This window comes from Stutzerimonas sp. Brlt_14 (genome assembly GCF_051948915.1).
GTDB lineage: Bacteria > Pseudomonadota > Gammaproteobacteria > Pseudomonadales > Pseudomonadaceae > Stutzerimonas > Stutzerimonas stutzeri.
In genome coordinates this window covers 477,315-502,717 of record NZ_JAYJLM010000001.1, presented here as the reverse complement: position 1 = coordinate 502,717, position 25,403 = coordinate 477,315, and the positions used below count along the sequence as shown (strand labels likewise).

The window sequence follows — 25,403 nt, the reverse complement described above, 5'->3', positions numbered from 1 at the left end:
CTCCTTTGGTTTGAATTTGGTGCTTGCCCGTCCGCGGTGAGCGGAAAGGGTGCAACTTCTTAGTCCCGCATCAGGCTTTAGCCAGTTATGGCCGCTGTTCGCGAAAAGCCATCCAGAGAATGTACTGTGTAGCCCTAGTGCAGCGCTAGAGCAAGCTGTGTGACGCCTATTGCGGCGTTTTGAAGCCCTTGCAGCGCCTGCTACCTGCTCTTCTGCAAAAAGCGCACCCAAATGCATTTTCGAGGCTTTTACTACACTTCATGGCATCCAGTTAAGCGCTGTTGCACCTTCAGGGGGCGCGTTCTGATGGTGCGGCCCCATCTTCGCGCAGACAGGTCAGGGTTGTTAGCTTTCCTGTCTGGAGTATGCTTCTGAGTGTTCGGGTAGTGCAGTCCCGCACTGCTTCACAATCAGGTCGAAGGGGAGTGTCATGTTCGTTCTCGATTTACGTTTGGAGCAGGACACCCTGCCGCTCGGGGACTTCCCGCTGTGCCGGCTGCTGTTGATGAACGATGCTCATTATCTGTGGTTCATTCTGGTTCCGCGGCGCGAGGAGATAAGCGAGTTGTTTCAGCTCGATCCGGTCGACCAGCAGGCGTTGTGGCGAGAAACCACTGCGCTGGCCGAAACCGTCAAGGATACCTTCGGTGCGGACAAAATGAATGTCGCCGCGCTCGGTAATGTAGTTGCACAACTACATATGCACGTCATCGCCAGGCGTCGGGACGATGCGGCCTGGCCGGCGCCTGTTTGGGGCAAGCAGCCGGCGCAGCACTATACCGAGGGTCAGGTAGCGGCGATCAAGGAAAAGCTGCGGTTGGTACTTACCGGCGATTTTCGTTTCGAGGAATGATGATGGATCTGGAGTCCCGTGTAACAGACCTGGAGGCGCGGTTGGCCTTTCAGGATGACACCATTCAGACGCTCAACGATGTGCTGGTCGAGCAGCAGCGACTGGTGGAGCGTCTGCAACTTCAGTTGAGTGCGCTGGCGAGACGGCAGGAGGAAATGCAGAGCTCGCTGGATGCGGGCGAAGATGAGGCGCCGCCGCCTCACTATTAATTATTGCGAGCGAGATTGGCCGGTCTCGCTCGCTGCTGGACCGTCTCAGCGGGCCGAATCTACGGTGACGACATCCTCGGCCTGCAGGCCTTTGTCACGCATCATGATGGTGAATTCCACGCGCTGACCTTCCACGAGAATGCGGTGGCCCTCGCCGCGAATTGCGCGGAAGTGCACGAATACGTCGTCACCGCTATCCCGGGAAATAAAGCCGAATCCCTTCGATGTGTTGAACCACTTCACGGTGCCCGATTCGCGTCCGGCTGCCGACAGGGGGCTCGCTTTCTGGTGCGCGGGTTTTACCTTTGTCGGGCGTTCCTGGGGCGTGGCAAGGTGGAGTAGGACGGCGATCAGGGCGAGCAAGACGCTGGCCAGGGTAGCCGGTTGGCCTGCGATCTGCGACAAGGGGGCGAGCAGGATGGTTGCTTGCAGGGCAATGGCGACCAGTAGGAGTGCCGATGTGGCGATGATGACGGGGCGGGTTCGGCTGTCGTCCAGTTTGGCAGAAGGAGCGAACTGGGCGTTCAGCAGGCCGAGCATCAGCAGGCACAAGGCTTCGGGCTGCAGGAGAAGCGGCATTCCGCCGCGTAGACTGGGTACAAATGACAAAAGCAGGGCAATGACGCCCGCCAGGACATGAACGATCTTAAGCATTCTTGGTATGGCTCACGGTTAATAACACGACAGGAAGAAGCCGCAGGCCAGGATGCTCGTGGTAAACGTCGTTCGCTCAGGGCTGAAACTGCTCTGGAGGAACCGCGCGGGCTGGCTTGCAGCGCGGCGTATTTAACAGCAAAGGCGAAGGGGGCTCAAATGAGCGAGCGGCGCGGGACTGCGTCGCATGGAGCATGTCGGATGTGGGGGGGCAGGGCACGCAGGGCGCCCTGCCGCAGGAATATTATGCCGACAGTAGGCTGCGCAGCATCCAGGCCGTCTTTTCGTGGCTTTGCATGCGCTGGGTCAGCAGGTCCGCGGTGGGCTCGTCATTGACCTTGTCCAGCAGCGGGAAAATGCCGCGAGCGGTGCGGACCACCGCCTCCTGGCCTTCAACCAGCAGTTTGATCATTTCCTCGGCCGACGGAACGCCTTCCTCTTCCTTGATCGAGCTCAGGCGGGCGTAGGCGGCATAGGTGCCGGGCGCCGGAAAGCCGAGGGTGCGGATGCGCTCGGCGATATCGTCGACCGCGACAGCCAGTTCGGTGTACTGGGTCTCGAACATGGTATGAAGCGTGTTGAACATCGGCCCCGTCACGTTCCAGTGAAAGTTGTGGGTCTTCAGGTAAAGCGTGTAGGTGTCGGCAAGGAGGCGGGATAGCCCTTCGGCGATAGCTGCACGATCCTGTTCGGCGATGCCAATGTTGATTTCCATGTGTTTCTCCTGGTGGATGGTTCAGGCCTTAGTTATGCCAGAAAACAGCTGCGCGTTGTGAAGTGTCATGCGTCGGCGAAGGCCCATGGGTCACGGATTGGAAGGCGGCATATGGTTCAGGGTTCAATCGATCGGCCGGTGAATCGGTGTTGCTAAGGGCTGGCGGCTGCGCGTTGTTGATTATGCGGATATAATCCCGCGCTTATGCCTGGCGGTCCCAGTGCGTGCTGCGGCGCCCGGCGTCATATGCGGTATGTACATGCCGTTTGCGCAGAGCAGTCACGGTCTTGTCAGTCTGTCGCGGCTCTGGCGCCCCATCGAATTCAAGATACGAGAAGCGAACTCCACCATGATGCGCAGTCACTATTGCGGCCAGTTGAACGAAAGCCTGGACGGTCAGGAAATCACTCTTTGCGGCTGGGTACACCGCCGTCGTGACCATGGCGGGGTGATCTTCCTCGACGTTCGCGATCGTGAGGGTCTGGCCCAGGTGGTCTTCGATCCGGATCGCGCCGAGACCTTCGCCGCGGCTGACCGCGTACGCAGCGAGTACGTGATCAAAGTGACCGGCAAGGTGCGCCTGCGTCCGGCCGGTGCGGTGAACCCGAACATCGCTTCCGGCGCCATCGAGGTGTTGGGTTACGAGCTGGAAGTGCTGAACGATGCGGAGACTCCGCCGTTCCCGCTCAATGAGTACAGCGATGTCGGTGAAGAAACTCGCCTGCGCTACCGCTTCATTGACCTGCGTCGCCCGGAGATGGCCGAGAAGCTGAAGCTGCGCTCGCGCATCACCGCTAGCATCCGTCGCTACCTGGACGAGAACGGCTTCCTCGATGTCGAAACGCCGATCCTCGGCCGCCCGACGCCCGAGGGTGCTCGCGACTATCTGGTGCCGAGCCGTACCCACGCCGGCAACTTCTTCGCCCTGCCGCAATCGCCGCAGCTGTTCAAGCAGCTACTCATGGTGGCCGGCTTCGATCGCTACTATCAGATCGCCAAGTGTTTCCGCGACGAAGATCTGCGTGCCGATCGTCAGCCCGAGTTCACCCAGATCGACATCGAGACCAGCTTTCTCGACGAAGCGGACATCATCGGTATCACCGAAGGGATGATCCGCAAGCTGTTCAAGGAAGTGCTGGATCTGGAGTTTGGTGAATTCCCGCACATGCCGTTCGAAGAGGCCATGCGTCGCTATGGCTCGGACAAGCCGGACCTGCGCATCCCGCTCGAGCTGGTGGACGTTGCCGATCAGCTCAACGCGGTCGAGTTCAAGGTGTTCTCCGGCCCGGCCAACGATCCGAAAGGTCGCGTGGCCGCCCTTCGTGTGCCGGGTGCCGCAAGCATGCCGCGCAGCCAGATCGACGACTACACCAAGTTCGTCGGCATCTACGGTGCCAAGGGCCTGGCCTACATCAAGGTCAATGAGCGCGCCAAGGGCGTCGAGGGTCTGCAGTCGCCGATCGTCAAGTTCATCCCGGAAGACAACCTCAACGTGATCCTCGATCGCGTCGGTGCGGTCGATGGCGATATCGTCTTCTTTGGTGCCGACAAGGCCAAGGTCGTCTCCGAGGCGCTGGGCGCGCTGCGCATCAAGCTCGGCCATGACCTCAAGCTGCTGACCTGCGACTGGGCGCCGCTGTGGGTGGTCGACTTCCCGATGTTCGAGGAGAACGACGACGGCTCGCTGTCCGCATTGCATCATCCGTTCACGGCGCCGAAGTGCTCACCGCAGGAGCTGGAAGCCAACCCCAGCGCTGCGCTGTCGCGCGCATACGACATGGTGCTCAACGGTACCGAGCTGGGCGGCGGCTCCATCCGCATCCATCGCAAGGAAATGCAGCAGGCGGTATTCCGCATTCTCGGTATCGACGAGGCCGAGCAGGAAGAGAAGTTCGGCTTCCTGCTCGATGCGCTGAAGTTCGGTGCGCCGCCGCATGGCGGTCTGGCCTTCGGCCTGGATCGTCTGGTCATGCTGATGACCGGCGCGCAGTCGATTCGCGAAGTCATCGCCTTCCCGAAAACCCAGAGTGCTGCGGACGTCATGACCCAGGCGCCGGGCGCGGTGGACAACAAGGCATTGCGCGACCTGCACATCCGTCTGCGCGAGCAGCCAAAGGCGGAATAAGCGCTACCCGAAGCCTGGTTCTGCCAGGCTTCTTCGTCTTGCGACTCCGGTCGTACGGGCGTCAAGGCGATAGCCGTTCGCCGGCTGGTGATCCAGCGGTTGGCGAACGGTTGTCGGGATTTCTGATTCAGTCGAAGAATGGAGTGAGTTATGGCTGGTCATTCCAAATGGGCCAACATCAAGCACCGCAAAGAGCGCCAGGACGCCAAGCGGGGCAAGATCTTCACCAAGCTGATCCGCGAACTGACCGTGGCGGCCAAGCATGGCGGCGGTGTCCCGGCGGACAACCCGCGCCTGCGCCTGGCGGTGGACAAGGCGCTGACGGCCAACATGTCGCGCGAGGTCATCGACCGTGCCATCGCCCGCGGCGCTGGCTCGAACGAAGCCGACAACATGACCGAGCTGAGCTACGAGGGCTATGCGCCGAGTGGCGTGGCGATCATCATCGAAGCCATGACGGACAACCGCAACCGCACCGCCGCGGAGGTGCGTCATGCCTTCAGCAAGAATGGCGGCAACCTCGGTACTGACGGTTCGGTGGCCTACATGTTCGATCGCAAGGGGCAGATCAGCTATGCACCAGGCGTCGACGAGGATGCGCTGATGGAGGCTGCGCTGGAAGCCGGCGCCGACGACGTGGTCACGCAGGAAGACGGCTCGGTCGAGGTGTACACCAGCTTTGCCGATTTTCTCTCGGTCAACGAGGCGCTTACCGAAGCCGGTTTCAAGGGTGACGAGGCGGAAGTGGCGATGATCCCGTCGATCATGGCGCCCATCACTGATGTCGAGACCGCACAGAAAGTCCTGCGTCTGATCGATGCGTTGGAAGATCTGGATGACGTACAGAACGTCTATCACAACGCCGAAATTGCCGATGAGATCATGCAGCAGCTGAGCTGAGCCATGTCGCTGGAAGGAACCGGAGGTCGCAGTCGCGCTTCCGGTTTTTTTATGGTTCGGTGTGGCGTCGAAGAAGCGTTGGGATGTGATGACGCCAGTGGCATCGGGGCAGGCGCCTCCGTATACTCGCCACTGGATAAATAGACAGCACGGCCAAGGCATGACGCTGATTTTGGGTATCGATCCGGGCTCTCGAATCACCGGCTACGGCGTCGTCCGAGATACCGGTCGTGGTTGCGAGTACGTCGCTTCGGGCTGCATTCGCACCGGCAGCGGCGAGCTGTCGGAGCGCTTGCGCGCCGTGTTCAGTGGCGTCAGCGAAGTCATTCGCACCTATGGTCCGGTGACCATGGGAATCGAGCAGGTGTTCATGGCCCGTAACGCCGATTCGGCGCTCAAGCTGGGGCAGGCCCGCGGTGCTGCCATCGTCGCGGGGGCCGAGGCGGGACTGCAGATCGCCGAGTACACCGCCACGCAGGTCAAGCAGGCCATCGCCGGCACTGGCGGCGCGGACAAGCAGCAGGTGCAGATGATGGTCATGCATCTGCTCAAGCTGCTGGAGAAGCCGCAGATTGATGCCTCGGACGCCTTGGCCATCGCCCTGTGCCATGCGCATCACCGGCAGAGCCTGGTCCCTCATGGGCTGATCGGTGCCAAGCGAAGAGGCGGGCGGCTGCGGCTGTAGCCTTGCGAATAGTCGCAAAAAGAAAGGACCCGGCATCGTCGGGCACTGGAGGAAGCAGGTTTGATCGGACGTTTGCGCGGCACGCTGGCGGAAAAGCAACCGCCTCACATGATTCTCGACGTCAACGGCATCGGCTATGAAGTCGAGGTGCCGATGACTACGCTTTATCGCCTGCCAGCGGTCGGCGAGCCGGTGACTCTGCACACCCATCTGGTGGTGCGTGAAGACGCGCAGCTGCTTTATGGGTTCGCCGAGAAACGCGAGCGCGAGCTATTTCGCGAGCTGATCCGGCTGAACGGCGTGGGACCCAAGTTGGCTTTGGCGCTCATGTCGGGGCTGGAGGTCGATGAGCTGGTGCGGTGCGTTCAGGCGCAGGATACCTCGGTGCTGGTGCGCATACCTGGTGTCGGCAAGAAGACCGCCGAACGACTGCTGGTTGAGCTGAAGGACCGCTTCAAGGCGTGGGAAAGCATGCCGGCCATCGCGACCCTGGTAGTTGAACCTGGCAGCAAAACGGCAGTCACAAGCGCCGAGAATGATGCGGTCAGCGCTTTGATTTCCCTGGGCTTCAAGCCACAGGAGGCCAGCCGGGCAGTGTCCGCCATACAGGAAGAGAATTTGAGCAGTGAAGAGATGATTCGCCGCGCCCTCAAGGGCATGGTGTAAACCATGATCGAAGCGGATCGTATCGTCACGGCCAGCAGTCGCGATCGCGACGAGCAGTTGGATCGCGCCATTCGCCCCCTGAAGCTCGCGGAGTACATCGGCCAGCCGGTCGTGCGCGAGCAGATGGATCTATTCATCCGCGCCGCGAAAGGGCGCCAGGAAGCGCTCGACCATACTCTGATCTTCGGTCCGCCCGGGTTGGGCAAGACCACCCTGGCGAACATCATTGCTGAAGAAATGGGCGTGTCGATCAAGAGTACTTCTGGTCCTGTCCTCGAGCGGCCGGGCGACCTGGCCGCTTTGCTGACCAACCTGGAAGCCGGCGACGTGCTGTTCGTCGACGAGATCCATCGCCTCTCGCCGATCGTCGAGGAGGTGCTGTATCCGGCGATGGAGGACTTCCAGCTCGATATCATGATCGGCGAAGGGCCGGCGGCGCGTTCGATCAAGCTCGATCTGCCGCCGTTCACCCTGGTCGGCGCCACGACGCGGGCCGGCATGTTGACCAATCCATTACGCGACCGCTTCGGTATCGTCCAGCGTCTGGAGTTCTACTCCACCGAGGATCTGGCCACGATCGTCAGACGGTCGGCCGGAATCCTCGGACTGCCAACCGAACCCGAGGGCGCGTTTGAAATTGCCCGTCGCGCGCGCGGCACGCCGCGCATCGCCAATCGTCTGCTGCGCCGGGTTCGTGACTTCGCCCAGGTGCGCGGCAAGGGTGAGATCACCCGGCAGATCGCTGACCTTGCGCTGAACATGCTGGATGTCGATGAGCGCGGGTTCGATCATCAGGATCGTCGCCTGCTGCTGACGCTGATCGAGAAGTTCGATGGTGGCCCGGTGGGCATCGACAGCCTTGCCGCGGCGATCAGCGAGGAGCGCCACACCATCGAGGACGTGCTCGAGCCGTACCTGATCCAGCAGGGCTACATTATGCGTACGCCGCGTGGTCGCGTGGTGACGCGCCATGCCTATCTGCACTTCGGCCTCAACTTGCCCAAGCGCATGAACGAGCCGCCGACGCCGGACCTGTTCGAAGGCGACATAGTTTGAAGAAAATATTGTTCTGTTACCCGATTGGCATTTGCAGGGCCGAGCACTAGTATGCGCGCGCAAGCCGGAGCTGAAATCTTCACCCACCGCTGTCGAGTCTATTACGAGGACACCGATGCGGGTGGCATCGTCTACTACGTCAACTACCTCAAATTCATGGAGCGAGCTCGTACCGAGCGGTTGCGCAGCCTGGGATTCGCCCAGTCGCAGCTAGCCGGTGAGGACTTGCTGTTCGTCGTGCATTCGGTCGAGGCGCGTTATCGAGCCCCGGCGCGCCTGGATGACGAGCTGCTGGTGACCGCCGAGGTGGTCGAGCTCAATCGTGCCAGCCTGCGTTTCCGTCAGCAGGTGCGGCGTGCGGTCGATGACGTTCTGCTGTGTGAAGGGCAGGTCCTCGTGGCCTGCGTACGTGCCGAAAGTTTGAAACCCCGAGCCATTCCCGAAGCGCTGCGTGATGCCTTCGCTGGCTCGGGTCTATCCCCTGCAGGAGAGTAAGCGTGGAAGCCAACGTCGATCATATGTCCATGTGGAGCCTGATCAGCAACGCCAGCTTCGTGGTGCAGCTGGTCATGCTGATACTTGTAGGCGCTTCGGTGACCTCATGGATCCTGATTTTCCAGCGCGGCAACATGCTGCGCGCTGCCAAGCGGTCGCTGGATGCCTTCGAAGAGCGCTTCTGGTCGGGCATCGATCTGTCCAAGCTGTATCGCCAGGCAGGCAGCAATCCCGACCCTGACTCGGGTGTCGAGCAGATCTTTCGCGCCGGTTTCAAGGAGTTTTCCCGGCTGCGCCAGCAGCAGGGCGTAGATCCGGACGCCGTGATGGACGGTGTCAACCGCGCTATGCGGGTCGCCATTTCCCGTGAAGAGGAAAAGCTCGAGCAGAGCCTGCCGTTTCTCGCCACCGTCGGTTCCACCAGCCCTTACATCGGTCTGTTCGGTACCGTCTGGGGGATCATGAACTCCTTCCGTGGTTTGGCTCAGGTGCAGCAGGCCACGCTGGCCACCGTAGCGCCCGGCATCGCCGAAGCCCTGATCGCTACAGCGATCGGTCTGTTCGCCGCAATTCCGGCGGTGATTGCCTACAACCGCTTCTCGGCTCGTGGCGAGATGCTCATCGGCCGTTACTACACCTTCGCCGATGAGTTCCAGGCCATCCTGCACCGCAAAGTTCACACCACCGAAGACTGAGGCCCACGGCCATGGCCAGAATCCGCAACAGACGCAAGCCCGTCGCCGAGATGAACGTGGTGCCCTACATCGATGTGATGCTGGTGCTGCTGGTCATCTTCATGGTGACGGCGCCAATGCTTAACCAGGGCGTCAAGGTCGATCTGCCCAAGGTCAGCAGCGAGGCCTTGCCGCAGGACAACGACAAGCAGGTGTTGACCATCTCCATCAAGGCCGACAAGACCTATTACTGGAACGTTGGCAGCGAAGTCGACACCGAGAGCAAGGGTAATGAGGCGGTCGCGCTGGAAGACATGACCCGCGCCGTGGTCGCCATCATGCGTCAGCGTCCGGACACCCAGGTGTTCATCCGCGGTGATCGCGCCGTTGACTACGGGGCGGTCATGGCCGCCATGGGTGGCCTGCAGGAAGCCGGCGTGGGCAATGTCGGCCTGATCACCGAGGCCCCTTGATGCAACAGCGTGACTCGTCACCTTCGCAGAGCTATTTCTGGCCGACCGTGCTGGCGGTCGGCCTGCACGTCATCATCTTCGGCATGCTGTTCGTCAGCTTTTCCATGACGCCCGAGCTGCCGCCATCCAAGCCGATCGTGCAGGCAACGCTTTATCAGCTGAAGTCCCAGAGCCAGGCGACCACGCAGACCAACCAGAAGATTGCCGGCGAGGCGAAGAAGACGGCTGCCAAACAGTACGAAGCCGAGCAGATGGAGCAGCGCAAGATCGAGCAGCAGAAGCAGGCTGCGGCGAAGGCTGCGGAACAAAAGAAGGCCGAGGAGGCTCGAAAGGCCGAAGCGGCGAAAGCGGCTGCCGATAAGGCCGCTGCGGCCAAGAAAGCCGAAGAGGCGAAGAAGGTAGAGCAGCAGAAGCAGGCCGAGATCGCCAAGAAGAAGGCCGCCGAGGAGTTGGCCAAGAAGAAGGCGGCTGAGGAGGCCAAGAAGAAGGCCGCCGAAGAGGCCAAGAAGAAGGCGGCGGAAGAAGCCAAGAAGAAAGCGGCAGCCGAGGCGGCCAAGACGAAGGCCGCCGAAGAAGCCAAGAAGAAGGCCGCGGCGGAAGCAGCGCGCAAGGCTGCCGAAGACAAGAAGGCCCAGGCACTGGCAGAGCTTCTGTCCGATACCACCGAACGCCAGCAGGCGATGGCCGATACCCATGGCGATCAGGTTGCCGGCAACTTCGATGATCTGATTCGGTTGCGCGCGGCAGAAGGCTGGACTCGTCCGCCGTCTGCACGGAACAACATGACGGTACAGCTGCAGGTAAACATGCTGCCTGATGGCACCATCACCAATGTCAGTGTGTCGAGATCGAGCGGTGACGTACCGTTCGACAACTCTGCGGTTGCCGCAGTCAAGAACATCGGTCGGCTGACTGAAATGCAGGGTCTGAGCCCGCAGGAATTCCAGCCTTACCGGTCATTCAAAATGACATTCACGCCTGAGGATCTTGCGTTGTGATCAACTCCCTTCGAGGTCTACTTGTCCTGCTCTGCTGCCTGGCAGGCATTGCAGTGGCGCAGGAGAAAAACATCGTCGTTACCAGCGGCGCCGATCGCGCCATCCCCATTGCCGTCGTCCCGTTCGGCTGGCAGGGCGGTACCGTGCTTCCAGAGGACATGGCGGAGATCATCGGTAATGACATGCGCAATACCGGCATCTTCCAGCCGATTCCACGGCAGAACATGATCAGCATGCCGACCCGTGGCAGCGAGATCATCTATCGCGACTGGAAAGCGCTGGGTGCGCAGTATGTGATGGTGGGTAACATCGAACCCGCTGGCGGCCGGCTGCAAGCGCGCTACGAAGTGTTCAACGTGACCACCGAGCAGCAGGTGATGAGCGGCACTGTCGGCGGTTCGCCGGACCAGCTCCGCGATATGGCGCACCATGCGGCGGATCAGTCGTTCGAGAAGCTGACAGGCATCAAGGGCGCGTTCTCCACTCGTCTGCTGTATGTCACGGCCGAGCGGATGGGGGGCGCCAATACCCGCTACACGCTGCAGCGTTCGGACTATGACGGTGCGCGGGCGGTAACCCTGTTGCAATCGCGCGAGCCGATCCTCTCGCCGCGTTACTCGCCCGATGGCCGCCGTATCGCCTATGTCTCGTTCGAGCAGAAGCGTCCGCGCATCTTCGTGCAGCACATCGACACCGGCCGCCGTGAGCAGATCACCAATTTCGAAGGGCTGAATGGTGCCCCGGCATTTTCTCCGGACGGCAATCGACTGGCGTTCGTGCTGTCCAAGGACGGCAACCCGGAGATCTATGTAATGGATCTCGGTTCGCGTCAAATGCAGCGCCTGACCAACCACTACGCCATCGATACCGAACCCTTCTGGGGCGCTGATGGTCAGACCATTTATTACACGTCCGACCGGGCAGGCAAGCCACAGGTCTACAAGCAGCGTCTGGGTAGCAACTCGGCCGAGCGCGTAACCTTCGTCGGCAACTACAACGCCAACCCGAAACTCTCGGCTGACGAGAAGACGCTGGTCATGATTCACCGTCAGGATGGCTACACCAACTTCAAGGTTGCCGCGCAGGATCTGCAGCGCGGCAACCTGCGGATACTTTCGGATACCAGTCTGGATGAGTCTCCCACTGTTGCGCCTAATGGCACCATGCTAATCTACGCCACCCGCCAGCAGGGCCGGGGAGTCTTGATGCTCGTGTCCATCAACGGACGCGTTAGGCTCCCGCTTCCAACAGCTCAAGGCGAAGTCCGAGAGCCGTCCTGGTCCCCTTACCTGAACTGATGCGGTATCAACGCTTTTTAACCAAAAACACACCTGGGGTTGTTACACATGGAAATGCTGAAATTCGGTAAGTTCACCGCTCTGGCTCTGGCCATGGCTGTTGCTGTCGGTTGTTCGTCCAAAGGCGGCGACGATTCGGGCGAAGGTTCGGGCGCGATCGATCCGAATGCCGGGTACGGTGCTGATTCGGGCGCCATCGACGGCAGCATGAGCGAAGAAGCCGCTCTGCGCGCCATCACCACCTTCTACTTCGAGTACGACAGCTCCGACCTGAAGCCGGAAGCCATGCGCGCTCTGGACGTTCACGCCAAGGACCTGAAAGGCAACGGCGCTCGCGTCGTTCTGGAAGGCCACACCGACGAGCGTGGTACCCGTGAGTACAACATGGCTCTGGGCGAGCGTCGTTCCAAGGCCGTTCAGCGCTACCTGGTTCTGCAGGGCGTTTCCCCGGCTCAGCTGGAGCTGGTTTCCTACGGCGAAGAGCGTCCGGTTGCCATGGGCAACGACGAGCAGTCCTGGGCTCAGAACCGTCGCGTCGAACTGCGTAAGTAATTCGTCATGCGCAAGTACCGCCACGCTCTGACTTTTACAGTGCTCGGCCTGCCGCTGATGGCGGTGGCTCAAGTGCCGGTTGTGGATTACGAACAGGGTGCCGCCAGTGGCGGCTCCGGTTATTCCACGGCCGCGCCGAGTGGTGACGGTGCCTATGCCGGAGGTGGAGCTGCTGCTCCATCTTCGGCGCAGGGCATGCTCTTCATGCAGCTGCAGCAGATGCAGGAAGAGATCGCGCAATTGCGTGGCATGCTCGAGGAACAACAGAATCAGATCCAGCGCCTGCAACAAGAGGGGCTGGAACGCTATCAGGATCTTGATCGACGCTTGTCCAGCGGGCCCGCGGCGTCCAGTAATCAGTCGGCGCCGTCGCGCGAACCGGCTGCTGCGGGCGGTGCCGGTGCATCCACTGCCTCGTCCGGACAGTCGCAGAGCGCTTCGGGTGATCCGGCGCAAGAGAAGCTCTATTACGACGCCGCATTCGACCTGATCAAGGCAAAGGACTTCGACAAGGCCAGCCAGGCTTTCGCTGCATTCCTGCGCAAGTATCCGGAGAGTCAGTACGCTGGCAACGCGCAGTATTGGCTGGGTGAGGTCAATCTGGCCAAGGGCGATCTGCAGGGCGCGGGCCAGGCTTTTGCCCGCGTCAGTCAGGCTTATCCGCAGCACAGCAAGGTGCCGGACTCGCTATACAAGCTGGCCGATGTAGAGATCCGCATGGGCAATCGCGACAAGGCCCAGGGGATCTTGCGCCAGGTCATCGCGCAGTACCCGAATACGTCCGCGGCGCAGTTGGCACAGCGCCAGCTCAATCGCTGAATTCGCCAGCGTTAACGAACGAAACCCGCCCACAGTGCGGGTTTTTTCGTTAGAATCGCCGCCCCTATTTCCCGCAACGGAGGCGGATGGCCTGTTTAGCCGTCACGCCCGTGGCTGATATGACCCTGCGAATTACCGAGATCTTCTACTCGCTGCAGGGGGAGACGCGCACCAGTGGATTGCCCACGGTGTTCGTTCGCCTCACCGGCTGCCCCCTGCGCTGTCAGTACTGCGATACCGCCTATGCGTTCAGCGGCGGAGAGCTCATGGCCCTCGATGCCATCCTGGAGCGTGTCGCTGCCTACAATCCGCGTTACGTCTGCGTGACAGGTGGCGAACCGCTGGCTCAACCCAATTGCGTGCCGCTGCTGCAGCGACTTTGCGATGCGGGTTACGAGGTTTCACTGGAAACCAGCGGCGCGCTCGACATTTCCCCGGTGGATGAGCGCGTCAGTCGGGTGGTGGACCTGAAAACCCCAGGCTCGGCGGAAGTCGGACGCAACCGCTATGAAAACATCGTCCATCTCACCCGCAACGATCAGGTGAAGTTCGTCATCTGCTCCCGGGAGGACTACGACTGGGCCGTGTCCAAGTTGATCGAGTACGGGCTGGCCCGGCGGGCCGGCGAGGTCCTGTTCTCCCCCAGCCATGGTCAGGTCGATGTCCGCGCGCTGGCGGACTGGATCGTCGCGGACAACCTGCCGGTACGGTTGCAGCTCCAGCTGCACAAGATCATCTGGAACGATGCGCCTGGCCATTGAGCTTGAAGCCCGTCATCCTTTGAGGTATCGCGAAATGAACGAGAAGAAAGCAGTCATCCTGCTGTCCGGTGGGCTTGATTCGGCGACCGTCGTGGCCATGGCGCGTGACGAGGGCTATGCCTGTTACACCATGAGTTTCGATTACGGTCAGCGCCATCGAGCGGAGCTGCAGGCTGCCGAGCGCGTCGCGAAGCAGCTGGCGGTCGTGGAGCACAAGGTCATCGGTCTGAACCTCAACGGCATTGGCGGCTCGGCACTGACCGATACGAGTATCGATGTACCAGAGGCGCCCAGCGAAGGCATCCCCGTAACGTACGTGCCGGCGCGCAATACCGTATTCCTGTCGTTGGCTCTGGGCTGGGCTGAAGTGCTGGGTGCCCGCGATATCTTCATTGGTGTCAACGCGGTGGACTATTCCGGCTATCCCGATTGCCGCCCGGAATTCGTTGCGGCCTTCGAGCGAATGGCCAATCTGGCGACCAAGGCCGGGGTCGAAGGGCAGGGGTTCCGCATTCAGGCGCCATTGCAGAACCTCAGCAAGGCGCAAATCGTCCGGGAGGGAAGTCGACTGGGCGTCGATTATGCGATGACGGTTTCGTGCTATCAGGCGGATGACGACGGTCGCGCCTGTGGCAAGTGCGACAGCTGCAGATTGCGTTCGGCTGGTTTTGCCGAGGCTGGCTTGGCCGACCCGACACGCTATTGCTGAGGCCGGCATTCTCGGCGGGGCGTCTGCCTACGTCACTGCCTCAGGCTAAATTTTTTCAAAAAAAAGTTTGTTTTCATCAATCAAATCAGTATCATGCGCCCCGCATCGGGTCGTTAGCTCAGTTGGTAGAGCAGTTGGCTTTTAACCAATTGGTCGTAGGTTCGAATCCTACACGACCCACCATATCGCTCCTTGGAGCAGGAAAAGCCGGAGGCCACTAGGTCGTCCGGCTTTTTTATATCCGCAGTTTTTGTGGCGCTTCGCTTGAGTCGTACATTCGGCCATAAGCGGCGTTTTTCTCTACGACCTTAGTAGATGGCTCAAGCGTTTTTAAACGTAATAGACTGCGACCTTCCTGATTGTCCGTTGGTTCGAGGCTCAAATGTATTCTGATCGCATCCGCTTGTCCTCTCTGCAGAACAAGGTCATGAGCGCCCAAGAGGCTGCTTCCCTTATTCGCGACGGCATGACCGTTGGCATGAGCGGCTTCACCCGCGCGGGCGAAGCCAAGGCCGTACCCCTTGCGCTGATCGACCGTGCCAAGGACGAGAAGCTGCAGATCAGCCTGGTGACCGGTGCCAGCCTGGGTAACGATCTCGACGGCAAGATGGCTTCTGCTGGCCTGCTGGCCCGCCGCATGCCGTTCCAGGCCGACCCGGTACTGCGCAAGGCGATCAACGCAGGTGAGGTCATGTTCATCGACCAGCACCTGTCGCACACCGTGGAGCAGATGCGCAACCATCAGATCAAGCGTCCCGATGTCACCATCGTCGAGGCGCTGTGCATCACCGAACAGGGCCACATCGTGCCGACCACCTCCGTGGGCAACTCGGCCAACCTGGCCATGTTTGCCGACCAGGTGATCATCGAGCTGAACCTGGCGCACAACCTGAACCTTGAAGGCCTGCACGATATCTACTTCCCGGGCGAGCGTCCGAATCGTGGCCCGATCCCGCTGACCAAGGTCGATGACCGTCTCGGCAGCGCAGCTATTCCGGTCGATCCGGCCAAGATCGCCGCGATCGTGATCACCAATCAGCCTGACTCCTACTCCACCGTCACGCCGCCGGACGAAGAAACCCAGGCCATCGCCAACCACCTGGTCGAGTTCTTCAAGAGCGAAGTGGCTGCCGGTCGCATGGCCAAGAACCTTGGCCCGATGCAGGTCGGTATCGGCAACATCGCCAACGCCGTAATGTGCGGTCTGATCGACTCGCCGTTCGAAGACCTGGTGATGTATTCCGAAGTACTGCAGGATTGCACCTTCGAACTGATCGACGCCGGTAAGATGACCTTTGCTTCCGGTTGCTCCATCACCCTCTCCGAGCGTTGCAACGATCGCGTGTTCGGCAACCTGGAGAAGTACAAGGACAAGCTGGTGCTGCGACCGCAGGAAATCTCCAACCATCCGGAGCTGGTGCGCCGTCTCGGCATCATCGGCATCAACACCGCGCTGGAGTTCGACATCTACGGTAACGTCAACTCCACCCACGTGGGCGGCACCAAGATGATGAATGGTATCGGTGGTTCGGGCGACTTCGCGCGTAACGCCCACCTGGCCATCTTCGTGACCAAGTCGATCGCTAAGGGTGGCAACATTTCCAGCGTTGTACCAATGGTTGCTCACGTCGACCACACCGAGCACGACGTGGAGATCCTGGTGACCGAGCAGGGCCTGGCAGACCTGCGTGGCCTGGCTCCGCGCGAACGTGCGCGCGTGATCATCGACAACTGCGTGCATCCGTCCTACCGCGATGCGCTGAACAAGTACTTCGAGGATGCCTGCAAGAAAGGCGGCCAGACCCCGCATCTGCTGGGTGAGGCCATGCAGTGGCACATCAACCTGGAAGAACGCGGTCACATGCTCAAGGGCGAGTGATCCAAAGAAACCGCCGGCGCCCGCCGGCGGTTTTCGTTTGGGGCTGCGAAGGCCAGCCCCTGTGTCCGATGCTTTCCCTTTTGCCGATGCATCGGCTAGTATTCCTGCCCCGTCGAATGGCAGGAGCCTCGTCCGAATCCTGCTCCTTCCGTCTTATCGACAAGCCCGACTTTACCGTTGCCGCCGAGCTACCTGGCGCTTCGTGCAATCCCGTGTTGGCAGGACCCGCGACCATGACGCAGATACCCGAACGCATCCTTGTGCAGGCACACCTGGCGGCGAAGCAGCCCCAGCCGCTGACGCCTGAGCAGGAGGCAAAGTTGCGCAGCGAGATCGCTGCCGAGTTGAAGCGCCAGAATGCGGTGCTGGTGGCGCACTACTACACCGATCCGGTGATCCAGGCGCTGGCCGAAGAGACTGGCGGCTGCGTGTCCGATTCGCTGGAAATGGCACGTTTCGGCAACGAACACCCCGCGCAAACGGTCGTGGTGGCTGGCGTCAAGTTCATGGGGGAAACGGCGAAGATCCTCAATCCGGAAAAGCGCGTGCTGATGCCGACGCTGGAGGCAACCTGTTCGCTTGATCTCGGCTGTCCAGTGGATGAGTTCTCGGCGTTTTGCGACCAGCATCCCGAGCGCACCGTGGTGGTCTATGCCAATACCTCGGCAGCGGTGAAGGCACGTGCCGACTGGGTGGTGACATCCAGTTGCGCGCTGGAGATCGTCGAGAGCCTGATGGATAACGGCGAGAAGATCATCTGGGCACCGGACAAGCATCTGGGCAATTACGTGCAGCGCGAAACCGGTGCGGACATCCTGCTGTGGGATGGCGCCTGCATCGTGCACGAGGAGTTCAAGGTCAAGCAGCTGGCGGACATGAGGGCGTTGTATCCGGATGCGGCAATTCTGGTTCATCCCGAATCACCGCAGGCGGTTGTCGAGCTGGCCGATGCAGTGGGTTCGACCAGTCAGCTGATCAAGGCCGCGCAGACGCTGCCGCACCAGACCCTTATCGTGGCGACCGACCGCGGAATCTTCTACAAGATGCAGCAGCTGTGTCCGGAGAAGACCTTCATCGAAGCGCCGACGGCGGGGCAGGGCGCGACCTGTCGTAGCTGTGCGCATTGCCCGTGGATGGCGATGAACACGCTCGAGCGCACCCTGGAATGCCTGCGCACCGGAAGCAATGAGATTTTCGTCGACCCGGCGCTGATTCCGCGGGCTGTGAAGCCGCTGAAGCGAATGCTCGATTTCACCCAGGCGGCACGCTTGAAGCAGGCCGGTAACGCCTGAGCCCTTCGAGAGCGGCGGATACGCACTCGACCGCGTCAACCGAGGCCACGCTTTTTCGAGCGTGGCTTTTTCATTGGTATGGTCTGTAGGGGTGTCGCGTGCTGCTTATCAACGCAGCATGTCCTCGACCATGCGCTTCTCTTCGATCAGCTGCTTCTGCCTGGCGTCGATTCGCGCGGAAATCTGGAAGTTGCTGGCGCGGCGCTTGGCCAGGTTGAGCTGCTCGATGCCCTGATCGTAGTCGCCGACCAGCGCGAAGTATTCGGCGCGCGCCTGATGCAGGCCGACGATGTTTCCGCTAAGGCCCCGGACCTCTGCGACCTGGTACCAGATGTCCGGGTCCCGCCGGCGCTGCTCGGCCAGTTTGTCCAGCTCGCGTTCGGCTTGTTGGGTCTCGCCCCGCTCCATCAACAGGTCGATATGCATCTGGCGCACCGGGTAGTTACCCGGATACAGCTGCAGCAGGCGCTGTAGTCGCGTCTGCGCCTGCTGCAGGCGATTGGCTGTTATGTCGAGCTCGACCTGTGCCAGATTGTAGGTGAGGTCATCCGGAGCCTTGGCCAGCAGCGGCTCCAGGCTGCTGGCCGCATCGGCGAGCTGCCCGGCTTTCATCTGCGCCAGCGCCAGTCCGTAACGGGCGGCGTCCATCTCGGGGTTCTCATCGAGCATTGCGCGGAAACGCTTGGCTCCGACGCCGGGTGTGCTTTCGAACTTGAGTTGGGTACGCGCCCGCATCAACTGGTAGCGCAGGCTGTCCTGAGTGCCGCCCTGCGCATATTGCTCGGCTCGGTTTGTGGTGTCTGCGATGCGCGATTCGCTGACCGGGTGGGTCAGAAGGAACTCCGGTGGCTTCTGGTCATAGCGGTACTGCCGCATCAGCCGGCCGAACATCGATGGCATGGCGCGTGGGTCATAACCGGCGCGTTCGAGGTTGACGATGCCGATACGGTCGGCCTCCTGCTCGTTCTGCCGGGAGAAGCGACGCTGAGCCTGGATGGCTGCGGCCTGGGTGGAAACGATGGCGGCGATTCCCGCATCGCCGGCCCCGGCTGCGGCTGCCACGACGCCAGCGAGCATGGCGGCCATCATCGGCAGCTGCATGCGCTGCTGGGCTTCGAGGCCGCGAGCGAAGTGTCGCTGTGAGAGGTGAGCCAGTTCGTGCGCCATCACCGAAGCGTACTCGGCTTCGGTCTGCGCATGAATGAACAGGCCACCATTGACCCCGATGATGCCACCGGGTGCGGCAAAGGCGTTTAGCTGCGGGCTGTCGAGCAGGACGAATTCCAGACGTCGATCCTGTAGCTGGCTGGTTTCGGCCAGGCGGTACACGCTGTTCTCGACGTAGTCCTTGAGCTGGGGGTCGGAAAGCTGCTTCACCTGCCCCCGCAGCAGGCTCAGCCAGGCGCGCCCGAGCACATGTTCCTGTTCCGGCGACACGATGCCCGAGCTGGCGTCGCCGAGCGAAGGCAGGTCGTTAGCCAATGTCGGTTGCACAAGCAGGCAGGTGAGCGTGAGCAGGGCGGGGCGCAGCAGTTTCATCCAGGCAGGCTCGTTGAAGTGAGAACGGCTACTGTAGCCTTGACCTTGGCTGGCTGGCCAGAGCCCCGGTGCGCTAGGTATGCTGCGTGGCTTTGCTGAGGAGGCGAACCATGAGTGAAGGTCGACCACTATCGCCCGCGTGCGATGCCGAGCTGGACGCCGTCGGCCTCGACTGCCCGATGCCGCTGCTCAAGGCCAAGCTGGAATTGAATCGCCTGCCCAGCGGGGCGGTACTCAAGGTTGTCGCCAGCGATCCTGGCTCGCAACGGGATTTTCGCAGTTTCGCCAAGCTGGCCGGCCATGCGCTTCTGCATGAAGAGGTCGAGGATGGTCTTTATCATTACTGGCTGCGCAAGGCCTGACGGTTCGCTTCGAGGAAATACATGATCAAGGTATTACGCGGTTGGATGCAGCGTTACTTCTCCGACGAGGAGGCGGTTGTTCTCGCTGTTCTGCTGTTCCTTGCATTCGCGATCGTCCTGACACTTGGCAAGATGCTGGCGCCGGTGCTGGCCGGACTGGTGCTGGCGTTCCTGATGCAAGGGCTGGTGGGTGCCATGGAGCGTCGGCGGGTGCCGCACCTGCTTGCGGTCTGGCTGGTATTTCTGATGTTCGTCGGGGTGCTGGTGGTGTGCACGCTGTTCATCGTGCCGCTGCTCTGGCAACAGGTGCTGACGCTGTTCAACGAGCTGCCGCGCATGCTGGTGGAGTGGCAGTCGCTGCTGCTGTTGCTGCCGGAGCGTTATCCGCAACTGGTGACCGAGGAGCAGGTGCTGCGCGGCATCGATTTCATGCGTGGCGAGATCGGCCGCTACGGCCAGCTGGTGCTGACGTCTTCACTGTCGAGTCTGCCGCTGCTGATCGGGCTGATGATCTATCTGGTGCTGGTGCCGATTCTGGTGTTCTTCTTTCTGAAGGATCGCGAGCAGATCAGCAACTGGATCAAGGGCTACCTGCCACGCGAGCGCGGCCTGATCACCCAGGTCTCTCAGGAGATGAACCTGCAGATCGCCAACTACATTCGGGGCAAGGCGATCGAGATCCTGATCTGCGCCGTGGTCTCGTACGCCGTCTTTGCCGCGCTGGGGCTCAATTACGCGGCACTGATGGCGATGCTCGTGGGCGTCTCCGTCGTGGTGCCCTACATCGGGGCTACCGTGGTCACCATTCCCATAGCGCTGATCGGGATATTCCAGTGGGGTCTGGGCGACCAGTTCTTCTACCTGATGGTGGCCTACGCCATTATCCAGACCCTGGATGGCAACGTCCTGGTGCCGTTGCTGTTCTCCGAGGCGGTGAATCTGCACCCGGTGGCGATCATCTGCGCGGTGCTACTGTTCGGTGGGCTGTGGGGGTTCTGGGGGGTGTTCTTCGCCATCCCCTTGGCGACCCTGTTCAAGGCCGTGTTGTATGCCTGGCCGAGGGAGCCGGCGACCGTGGTGGTCGAGCCTGGCGAATGATGGGAAAGGCTGGCGCGGCGCCAGCCTTTATTGTTTCTACGCCTGGTTCAGTGCCTGGGCGGCCTGAAGCACGGCCTCGACATGACCGGGCACCTTCACGCCGCGCCACTCCTGACGCAGTACGCCGTTGCGGTCGATGAGAAAGGTGCTGCGGTCCACGCCGAGATACTCCTTGCCGTAGAGTTTCTTCAGCTTGATCACATCGAACAGCTGGCAGAGCTGCTCGTCCTTGTCGCTGATCAGCTCGAAGGGAAAGCCCTGCTTGGCGCGAAAGTTCTCGTGGGTTTTCAGGCTGTCGCGCGAGACGCCAAAGACCAGGGTGTTGGCCGCGAGAAACGCCTGATGGTGATCGCGAAAACCCTGACCTTCGGTCGTACAGCCCGGTGTGTTGTCCTTCGGATAGAAGTACAGCACGACCTGCTTGCCGGCCAGCGACGCGAGGTCGATCGACTGGCCGCTGGTAGCCTGGGCCTGGAAGGGTGGAATCGGTTGGTCGATTGCGACTGCCATGTTGCCTCCTGATCTCAAGGGTTCTGCGGACGCCAGGGTTCGATCAGCGCATCGAGGTTGAGCGCGTCGGCAAAGTCGAGAAACTGATCGCGCAGCCAGCTGATCTGCGTGCCGGCAGGCAGGGTGACGGTCAGGGTGGCGTTGAGCATGGTGCCGCCGGTCTGTGGGGCCTGGTAGGTGTCGCAGGTCAGGCTTTCCAGTTCGACGCGGTGGTCGATGAAGAACTGGCACAGCTCGTTGAGGATATCGGGGCGGAAGACTGCGCTCACATAGGCCACATAAGGCAAGGCCTGCGGGCGGCTTTCCAGCGCTTCGCTACGAACGACATTGGCCGTGAACGCATGCTTCTTCGCGAGCCCCGGCAGCGTGGTTTCCATCCGGGCGAGAGCATCCCAGCTACCACCGACTTCCAGAACCAGTGCGCTGCACTGGCCATGACGCGTCAGGCGAGTGCTGACGACCGCGCAGCGATTCTCGTTGGCGGCGCGGCAGAGCACATTGGTCAGCTCCATCGGGTTGGCGCCCAGGGCGCTGATGACGAGAAATTGTTCGCGGGGGAGAGGGGGGGTGGACATGCAGCATTCCTGGCGGTGGTGAATCGGTCGGCCAGCCAAGCCGAAAACGGCTAAGGGTAGCGAAAAGCGAGGGCAGAGGGAATGCGCGCCTCACATGCTGGGCTCCCTTGCCAGCTGCAGGCAGCGCTTTGCCGGCTCGGCGCGGCGTGTGTCAGGCTACTCGCAAAGCGCTGGTGAGCCTTGTACCATTACGCCTCTTTTTATTTATTCCGGCAGGAGTGGTTGCATGATTGCGGGCAGTATGGTGGCGCTGGTCACGCCCATGGATGCGCAGGGCGGTCTGGACTGGGACAGCCTGAGCAAGCTGGTGGATTTCCATTTGCAGGAAGGCACCAATGCAATCGTTGCTGTCGGTACCACCGGTGAGTCGGCCACCTTGAGCGTGGCCGAGCACATCGAAGTGATCCGCCGCGTGGTCGACCAGGTCAGCGGACGCATTCCGGTGATCGCCGGAACGGGCGCCAACTCCACCAGCGAAGCGGTCGAACTGACCGAGAACGCCAAGACCGCCGGCGCCGACGCCTGCCTGCTGGTCACTCCGTACTACAACAAGCCGACCCAGGAAGGCCTGTACCTGCACTTCAAACACATCGCCGAGGCCGTGGCCATCCCGCAGATCCTCTACAACGTACCGGGCCGCACCGTGTGCGACATGCTGCCCGATACGGTCGAGCGTCTGTCGAAGGTGCCGAACATCATCGGTATCAAGGAAGCCACTGGCGACCTCAAGCGCGGTCGGGAAGTGCTGGACCGCGTCAGCAAAGACTTCCTCGTCTACTCGGGCGATGATCCCACTGCCGTCGAGCTGATGCTGATGGGCGGCAAGGGCAACATCTCCGTCACGGCGAACGTGGCCCCGCGTGCCATGAGCGAACTCTGTGCCGCGGCGATGGCCGGGGATGCCGAGACCGCTCGCGCTATCAACGAGCGCCTGATGCCGCTGCATCGTGCGCTGTTCCTGGAAGCCAATCCGATTCCGGTCAAATGGGCGTTGCACGAGATGGGCCTGATGGGCAATGGCATCCGTCTGCCGTTGACCTGGCTCAGCCAGAGCTACCAGGAACCGCTCCGTCAGGCGATGCGCCAAACCGGCGTGCTGGCTTAATAACAAAGGAATACGCATGAAGCGACTGGCCGGACTCTCGACCCTTGCCCTGATGATCTCTGCAACCAGTGGCTGCGGCTGGCTGTGGGGCGATGATGGATATTTCCGTGACCGCGGCAGTGACTACCTTTCGGCACGTCAGACCGCTCCGATGCAGGTCGCCGTCGATGGCGGAACGCGTCCGCTCGATCCTCTGCTGCCGATCCCGCGCCAGGTGGCTGACAATACCCACTCCGGCAAATACGAAGTGCCGCGGCCGCAGCGCCTGCAAGTGGCCGCGGACGTCAGTGATTTCAGTGTGCAGTCCTCCGGGGACTCGCGCTGGCTGGTGGCGCAGTATGCGCCGGCTCAGGTCTGGATCGCGGCCCGTCAGTTCTTCACCGACAAGGGCTTCAGCATCGCTGAAGAGCGGCGTCAGACCGGTGAGTTTGCCACTGCCTGGCAAACCGCCTCGCAACTGGACGAGGCGCTGGTGCGCAACCTGGGTATCCAGGAAGGTGAGACGCGCGTCCGCGTCCGGGTCGAGCCGGGCGTTCAGCGCAACACCAGCGAGATCTTCGTGGTCAGCGTCAAGCGTCCGGCCGGTAGCAGCACCGACGTGGCCTGGCCGGAAACTTCGAGCAACAAGGAACTCGACCGCGTGCTGCTCGACGAGCTGCAGGCCAGTCTGAACCGCAGCGCCCGCCAGGGTGGTTCCGTTTCGCTGCTCGCCGAGCGCGATTTCGATGCGCCAAGCCGCGTCAATCTTACTCAGGATGGCAGCGGCAATCCGTTGCTGCAGCTGGACAGCGACTTCGATCGTGCCTGGTCCAGCGTCGGCCGTGCCCTGCAGGCCGCCGACGTGCGGGTCGACGATCTCGACCGCAGCCTTGGCGTCTACTACGTGAACCTCAGCGAGCGCGCCGACGACCCGGACGACAAGCCTGGCTTCTTCAGCCGGCTGTTCGGTGGCGCACCGGACAAGGACGAAATCGAAGCGCGTGCCGAGCGCTATCAGGTGCGTCTGACCCGCGCGGGTAACGGTGTGCAGGTGACACTGGACAAGAGCATCGATACCGTCGCGCCAGCGGACGTCGCCCGTCGGGTGCTCAGTCTGATCAAGGACAACCTGGGCTGACTGCGAGCTGCCCCGTTACACGAACACGGATAGGCGAAACCCATGGTTTCGCCTGTTTCGTTTCTGCTGACCTGCCAACCGCGGAAAATTGCGTATGACCACTCCCACCGCCCTCAGCCTGAAGAAGATCTACTCGGGCAAGGTTCGCGACCTCTACGAGATCGACGACAAACGCATGCTCATGGTCGCCACCGACCGCCTGTCGGCCTTCGACGTGATCCTTGCCGAGCCGATTCCGGAGAAGGGCAAGATCCTTACCGCCATCTCCAACTTCTGGTTCGACAAGCTCAAGGGCCTGATTCCCAATCACTTCACCGGCGACAAGGTCGAGGACGTGGTGCCGGCTGACGAATTGCCGCTGGTGGAGGGGCGCGCGGTCGTCGCCAAGCGCCTCAAGCCGGTTGCGGTAGAGGCCATCGTGCGCGGCTATATCGTCGGTTCCGGGTGGAAGGAATACCAGAAGAGCGGCACCGTCTGTGGCATCCAGCTGCCCGCCGGCCTGAAGGAAGCTGCCAAGCTGCCGCAGCCGATCTTCACCCCCTCGACCAAGGCCGCGGTAGGCGACCACGACGAGAACATCTCCTTCGAGCAATGCGAGGCGATCATCGGCAAGGAGCTGGCTGCGCAGGTGCGTGACGTATCCATCGCGCTCTACAGCGCAGCCGTCGAGTACGCCGCCACTCGTGGGATCATCATCGCTGATACCAAGTTTGAGTTCGGCCTGGATGAGAACGGCACGCTGACCCTGATGGATGAGGTGCTGACGCCCGACTCGAGTCGTTTCTGGCCCGCCGACAGCTATGAAGAGGGCAAGAACCCACCGAGCTTCGACAAGCAATTCGTCCGCGACTGGCTGGAGTCCACCGGCTGGAACAAGCAGCCCCCTGCACCTGCCGTGCCCGCAGAGGTCGCGCAGAAAACCGCCGACAAGTATCGCGAAGCATTGACGCGGCTGACTGCGTGAAGGGTACAGGGCGGCCGGAAAACGGTTGCCCGGCCGTGCAAGCGGCTGAAAAAAACGGTAAAAAATCTGTGCAGTTGGGGTTCGACAAAGCCGATCCAGCTGCTATGATGCGCGCCGCTGGAGAGATGCCGGAGTGGCCGAACGGGACGGATTCGAAATCCGTTGTACCTTCGCGGGTACCTAGGGTTCAAATCCCTATCTCTCCGCCATTACATATAGCCTGAACCCCTGTACTCGCGAGAGTGCGGGGGTTTTTGCTTTTCTGGGTTGGCGTTTACCGTGCGGTGCATCGGTATGCGATACGACCTGCCCGGGAGAGG

Annotated in this window: 28 protein-coding genes and 2 tRNA genes; 25 read left to right on the top strand and 5 right to left on the bottom strand. The window is 61.4% G+C overall.

Annotated features, from left to right (window positions below):
- The first annotated feature begins 430 nt into the window (after positions 1 to 430).
- Entirely contained in the window at positions 431 to 853 is a 423-nt protein-coding gene (locus VF716_RS02455; protein WP_049341491.1) for an HIT family protein, read from the top strand.
- A 2-nt stretch (positions 854 to 855) separates the two neighbouring features.
- Entirely contained in the window at positions 856 to 1,062 is a 207-nt protein-coding gene (locus VF716_RS02450; RefSeq protein ID WP_049341489.1) for a SlyX family protein, read from the top strand.
- A 45-nt stretch (positions 1,063 to 1,107) separates the two neighbouring features.
- On the opposite strand, the gene VF716_RS02445 is transcribed toward VF716_RS02450, so the two are convergent.
- Complete coding sequence (locus tag VF716_RS02445) at positions 1,108 to 1,716, bottom strand: cold-shock protein (RefSeq protein WP_049341487.1); 609 nt, start codon at positions 1,714 to 1,716, stop codon at positions 1,108 to 1,110.
- Positions 1,717 to 1,960: 244 nt separating this feature from the next.
- Positions 1,961 to 2,431, bottom strand: coding sequence for a Dps family protein (locus VF716_RS02440; RefSeq protein ID WP_011913917.1), 471 nt, complete (start codon positions 2,429 to 2,431; stop codon positions 1,961 to 1,963).
- 349 nt (positions 2,432 to 2,780) lie between these two features.
- On the opposite strand from VF716_RS02440, the gene aspS reads away from it, so the two are divergent.
- The 17 genes from aspS to nadA all read left to right on the top strand — a co-directional run bounded on the left by aspS (position 2,781) and on the right by nadA (position 17,813).
- Positions 2,781 to 4,556, top strand: coding sequence for an aspartate--tRNA ligase (aspS, locus tag VF716_RS02435; protein ID WP_440551573.1), 1,776 nt, complete (start codon positions 2,781 to 2,783; stop codon positions 4,554 to 4,556).
- 150 nt (positions 4,557 to 4,706) lie between these two features.
- Positions 4,707 to 5,456 carry a YebC/PmpR family DNA-binding transcriptional regulator gene (locus tag VF716_RS02430; RefSeq protein ID WP_011913914.1) on the top strand — a complete coding sequence of 250 codons (750 nt, stop codon included), beginning with the start codon at positions 4,707 to 4,709 and terminating at the stop codon, positions 5,454 to 5,456.
- Positions 5,457 to 5,616: 160 nt separating this feature from the next.
- Positions 5,617 to 6,141 carry a crossover junction endodeoxyribonuclease RuvC gene (gene ruvC, locus VF716_RS02425; protein ID WP_011913913.1) on the top strand — a complete coding sequence of 175 codons (525 nt, stop codon included), beginning with the start codon at positions 5,617 to 5,619 and terminating at the stop codon, positions 6,139 to 6,141.
- A gap of 60 nt (positions 6,142 to 6,201) precedes the next feature.
- A complete protein-coding gene (gene ruvA, locus VF716_RS02420; RefSeq protein WP_011913912.1) occupies positions 6,202 to 6,807 on the top strand; it encodes a Holliday junction branch migration protein RuvA in 606 nt (201 codons plus the stop codon).
- A 3-nt stretch (positions 6,808 to 6,810) separates the two neighbouring features.
- Entirely contained in the window at positions 6,811 to 7,863 is a 1,053-nt protein-coding gene (ruvB, locus tag VF716_RS02415) for a Holliday junction branch migration DNA helicase RuvB (protein ID WP_011913911.1), read from the top strand.
- Between the two features lie 51 nt (positions 7,864 to 7,914).
- A complete protein-coding gene (ybgC, locus tag VF716_RS02410) occupies positions 7,915 to 8,358 on the top strand; it encodes a tol-pal system-associated acyl-CoA thioesterase (RefSeq protein ID WP_014597218.1) in 444 nt (147 codons plus the stop codon).
- Between the two features lie 2 nt (positions 8,359 to 8,360).
- Entirely contained in the window at positions 8,361 to 9,053 is a 693-nt protein-coding gene (gene tolQ, locus VF716_RS02405) for a protein TolQ (RefSeq protein ID WP_013983435.1), read from the top strand.
- An 11-nt stretch (positions 9,054 to 9,064) separates the two neighbouring features.
- Positions 9,065 to 9,505: a protein TolR gene (gene tolR, locus VF716_RS02400; protein ID WP_011913908.1), complete on the top strand. Its 441-nt coding sequence runs from the start codon at positions 9,065 to 9,067 to the stop codon at positions 9,503 to 9,505.
- A complete protein-coding gene (tolA, locus tag VF716_RS02395; protein WP_236451540.1) occupies positions 9,505 to 10,503 on the top strand; it encodes a cell envelope integrity protein TolA in 999 nt (332 codons plus the stop codon). Before tolR ends, tolA begins: the two co-directional genes overlap by 1 nt.
- A complete protein-coding gene (gene tolB, locus VF716_RS02390) occupies positions 10,500 to 11,801 on the top strand; it encodes a Tol-Pal system beta propeller repeat protein TolB (protein ID WP_079327708.1) in 1,302 nt (433 codons plus the stop codon). Before tolA ends, tolB begins: the two co-directional genes overlap by 4 nt.
- A gap of 48 nt (positions 11,802 to 11,849) precedes the next feature.
- Positions 11,850 to 12,353: a peptidoglycan-associated lipoprotein Pal gene (gene pal, locus VF716_RS02385; protein WP_011913905.1), complete on the top strand. Its 504-nt coding sequence runs from the start codon at positions 11,850 to 11,852 to the stop codon at positions 12,351 to 12,353.
- 6 nt (positions 12,354 to 12,359) lie between these two features.
- Positions 12,360 to 13,172 (top strand): tol-pal system protein YbgF, encoded by an 813-nt coding sequence (gene ybgF, locus VF716_RS02380; protein ID WP_014597215.1) that lies wholly within the window; start codon positions 12,360 to 12,362, stop codon positions 13,170 to 13,172.
- Positions 13,173 to 13,291: 119 nt separating this feature from the next.
- Positions 13,292 to 13,933: a 7-carboxy-7-deazaguanine synthase QueE gene (gene queE / locus VF716_RS02375; protein ID WP_011913903.1), complete on the top strand. Its 642-nt coding sequence runs from the start codon at positions 13,292 to 13,294 to the stop codon at positions 13,931 to 13,933.
- A 34-nt stretch (positions 13,934 to 13,967) separates the two neighbouring features.
- Complete coding sequence (gene queC, locus VF716_RS02370) at positions 13,968 to 14,642, top strand: 7-cyano-7-deazaguanine synthase QueC (RefSeq protein WP_049324433.1); 675 nt, start codon at positions 13,968 to 13,970, stop codon at positions 14,640 to 14,642.
- Between the two features lie 107 nt (positions 14,643 to 14,749).
- Positions 14,750 to 14,825: transfer RNA gene (locus VF716_RS02365), tRNA-Lys, on the top strand.
- Positions 14,826 to 15,024: 199 nt separating this feature from the next.
- A complete protein-coding gene (locus VF716_RS02360) occupies positions 15,025 to 16,521 on the top strand; it encodes an acetyl-CoA hydrolase/transferase family protein (RefSeq protein WP_013983428.1) in 1,497 nt (498 codons plus the stop codon).
- A 233-nt stretch (positions 16,522 to 16,754) separates the two neighbouring features.
- Positions 16,755 to 17,813: a quinolinate synthase NadA gene (gene nadA / locus VF716_RS02355; protein WP_197860874.1), complete on the top strand. Its 1,059-nt coding sequence runs from the start codon at positions 16,755 to 16,757 to the stop codon at positions 17,811 to 17,813.
- A 108-nt stretch (positions 17,814 to 17,921) separates the two neighbouring features.
- Here the strand turns inward: nadA and VF716_RS02350 are convergent, their stop codons facing one another.
- Positions 17,922 to 19,352, bottom strand: coding sequence for a M48 family metalloprotease (locus VF716_RS02350; RefSeq protein ID WP_011913899.1), 1,431 nt, complete (start codon positions 19,350 to 19,352; stop codon positions 17,922 to 17,924).
- 110 nt (positions 19,353 to 19,462) lie between these two features.
- On the opposite strand from VF716_RS02350, the gene VF716_RS02345 reads away from it, so the two are divergent.
- Positions 19,463 to 19,714: a sulfurtransferase TusA family protein gene (locus VF716_RS02345; RefSeq protein WP_014597209.1), complete on the top strand. Its 252-nt coding sequence runs from the start codon at positions 19,463 to 19,465 to the stop codon at positions 19,712 to 19,714.
- Between the two features lie 21 nt (positions 19,715 to 19,735).
- A complete protein-coding gene (locus tag VF716_RS02340; protein ID WP_014597208.1) occupies positions 19,736 to 20,812 on the top strand; it encodes an AI-2E family transporter in 1,077 nt (358 codons plus the stop codon).
- Between the two features lie 36 nt (positions 20,813 to 20,848).
- Here the strand turns inward: VF716_RS02340 and VF716_RS02335 are convergent, their stop codons facing one another.
- Both VF716_RS02335 and VF716_RS02330 read right to left on the bottom strand, forming a co-directional pair.
- On the bottom strand, positions 20,849 to 21,322 hold the full coding sequence (locus VF716_RS02335; RefSeq protein WP_061374303.1) for a peroxiredoxin: 474 nt from the start codon (positions 21,320 to 21,322) through the stop codon (positions 20,849 to 20,851).
- 14 nt (positions 21,323 to 21,336) lie between these two features.
- The gene (locus tag VF716_RS02330; protein ID WP_013983423.1) at positions 21,337 to 21,897 is read right to left on the bottom strand and encodes a glycine cleavage system protein R; all 561 of its coding nucleotides are present in this window, start codon (positions 21,895 to 21,897) and stop codon (positions 21,337 to 21,339) included.
- A gap of 226 nt (positions 21,898 to 22,123) precedes the next feature.
- On the opposite strand from VF716_RS02330, the gene dapA reads away from it, so the two are divergent.
- From dapA to VF716_RS02310, 4 genes are all read left to right on the top strand, one after another.
- Positions 22,124 to 23,002 carry a 4-hydroxy-tetrahydrodipicolinate synthase gene (dapA, locus tag VF716_RS02325; RefSeq protein WP_045158684.1) on the top strand — a complete coding sequence of 293 codons (879 nt, stop codon included), beginning with the start codon at positions 22,124 to 22,126 and terminating at the stop codon, positions 23,000 to 23,002.
- Between the two features lie 16 nt (positions 23,003 to 23,018).
- On the top strand, positions 23,019 to 24,119 hold the full coding sequence (gene bamC / locus VF716_RS02320) for an outer membrane protein assembly factor BamC (RefSeq protein ID WP_020308480.1): 1,101 nt from the start codon (positions 23,019 to 23,021) through the stop codon (positions 24,117 to 24,119).
- A gap of 94 nt (positions 24,120 to 24,213) precedes the next feature.
- The gene (locus tag VF716_RS02315; protein WP_014597205.1) at positions 24,214 to 25,083 is read left to right on the top strand and encodes a phosphoribosylaminoimidazolesuccinocarboxamide synthase; all 870 of its coding nucleotides are present in this window, start codon (positions 24,214 to 24,216) and stop codon (positions 25,081 to 25,083) included.
- A 119-nt stretch (positions 25,084 to 25,202) separates the two neighbouring features.
- A tRNA-Ser gene (locus tag VF716_RS02310) sits at positions 25,203 to 25,292 on the top strand.
- Positions 25,293 to 25,403 lie beyond the last annotated feature (111 nt).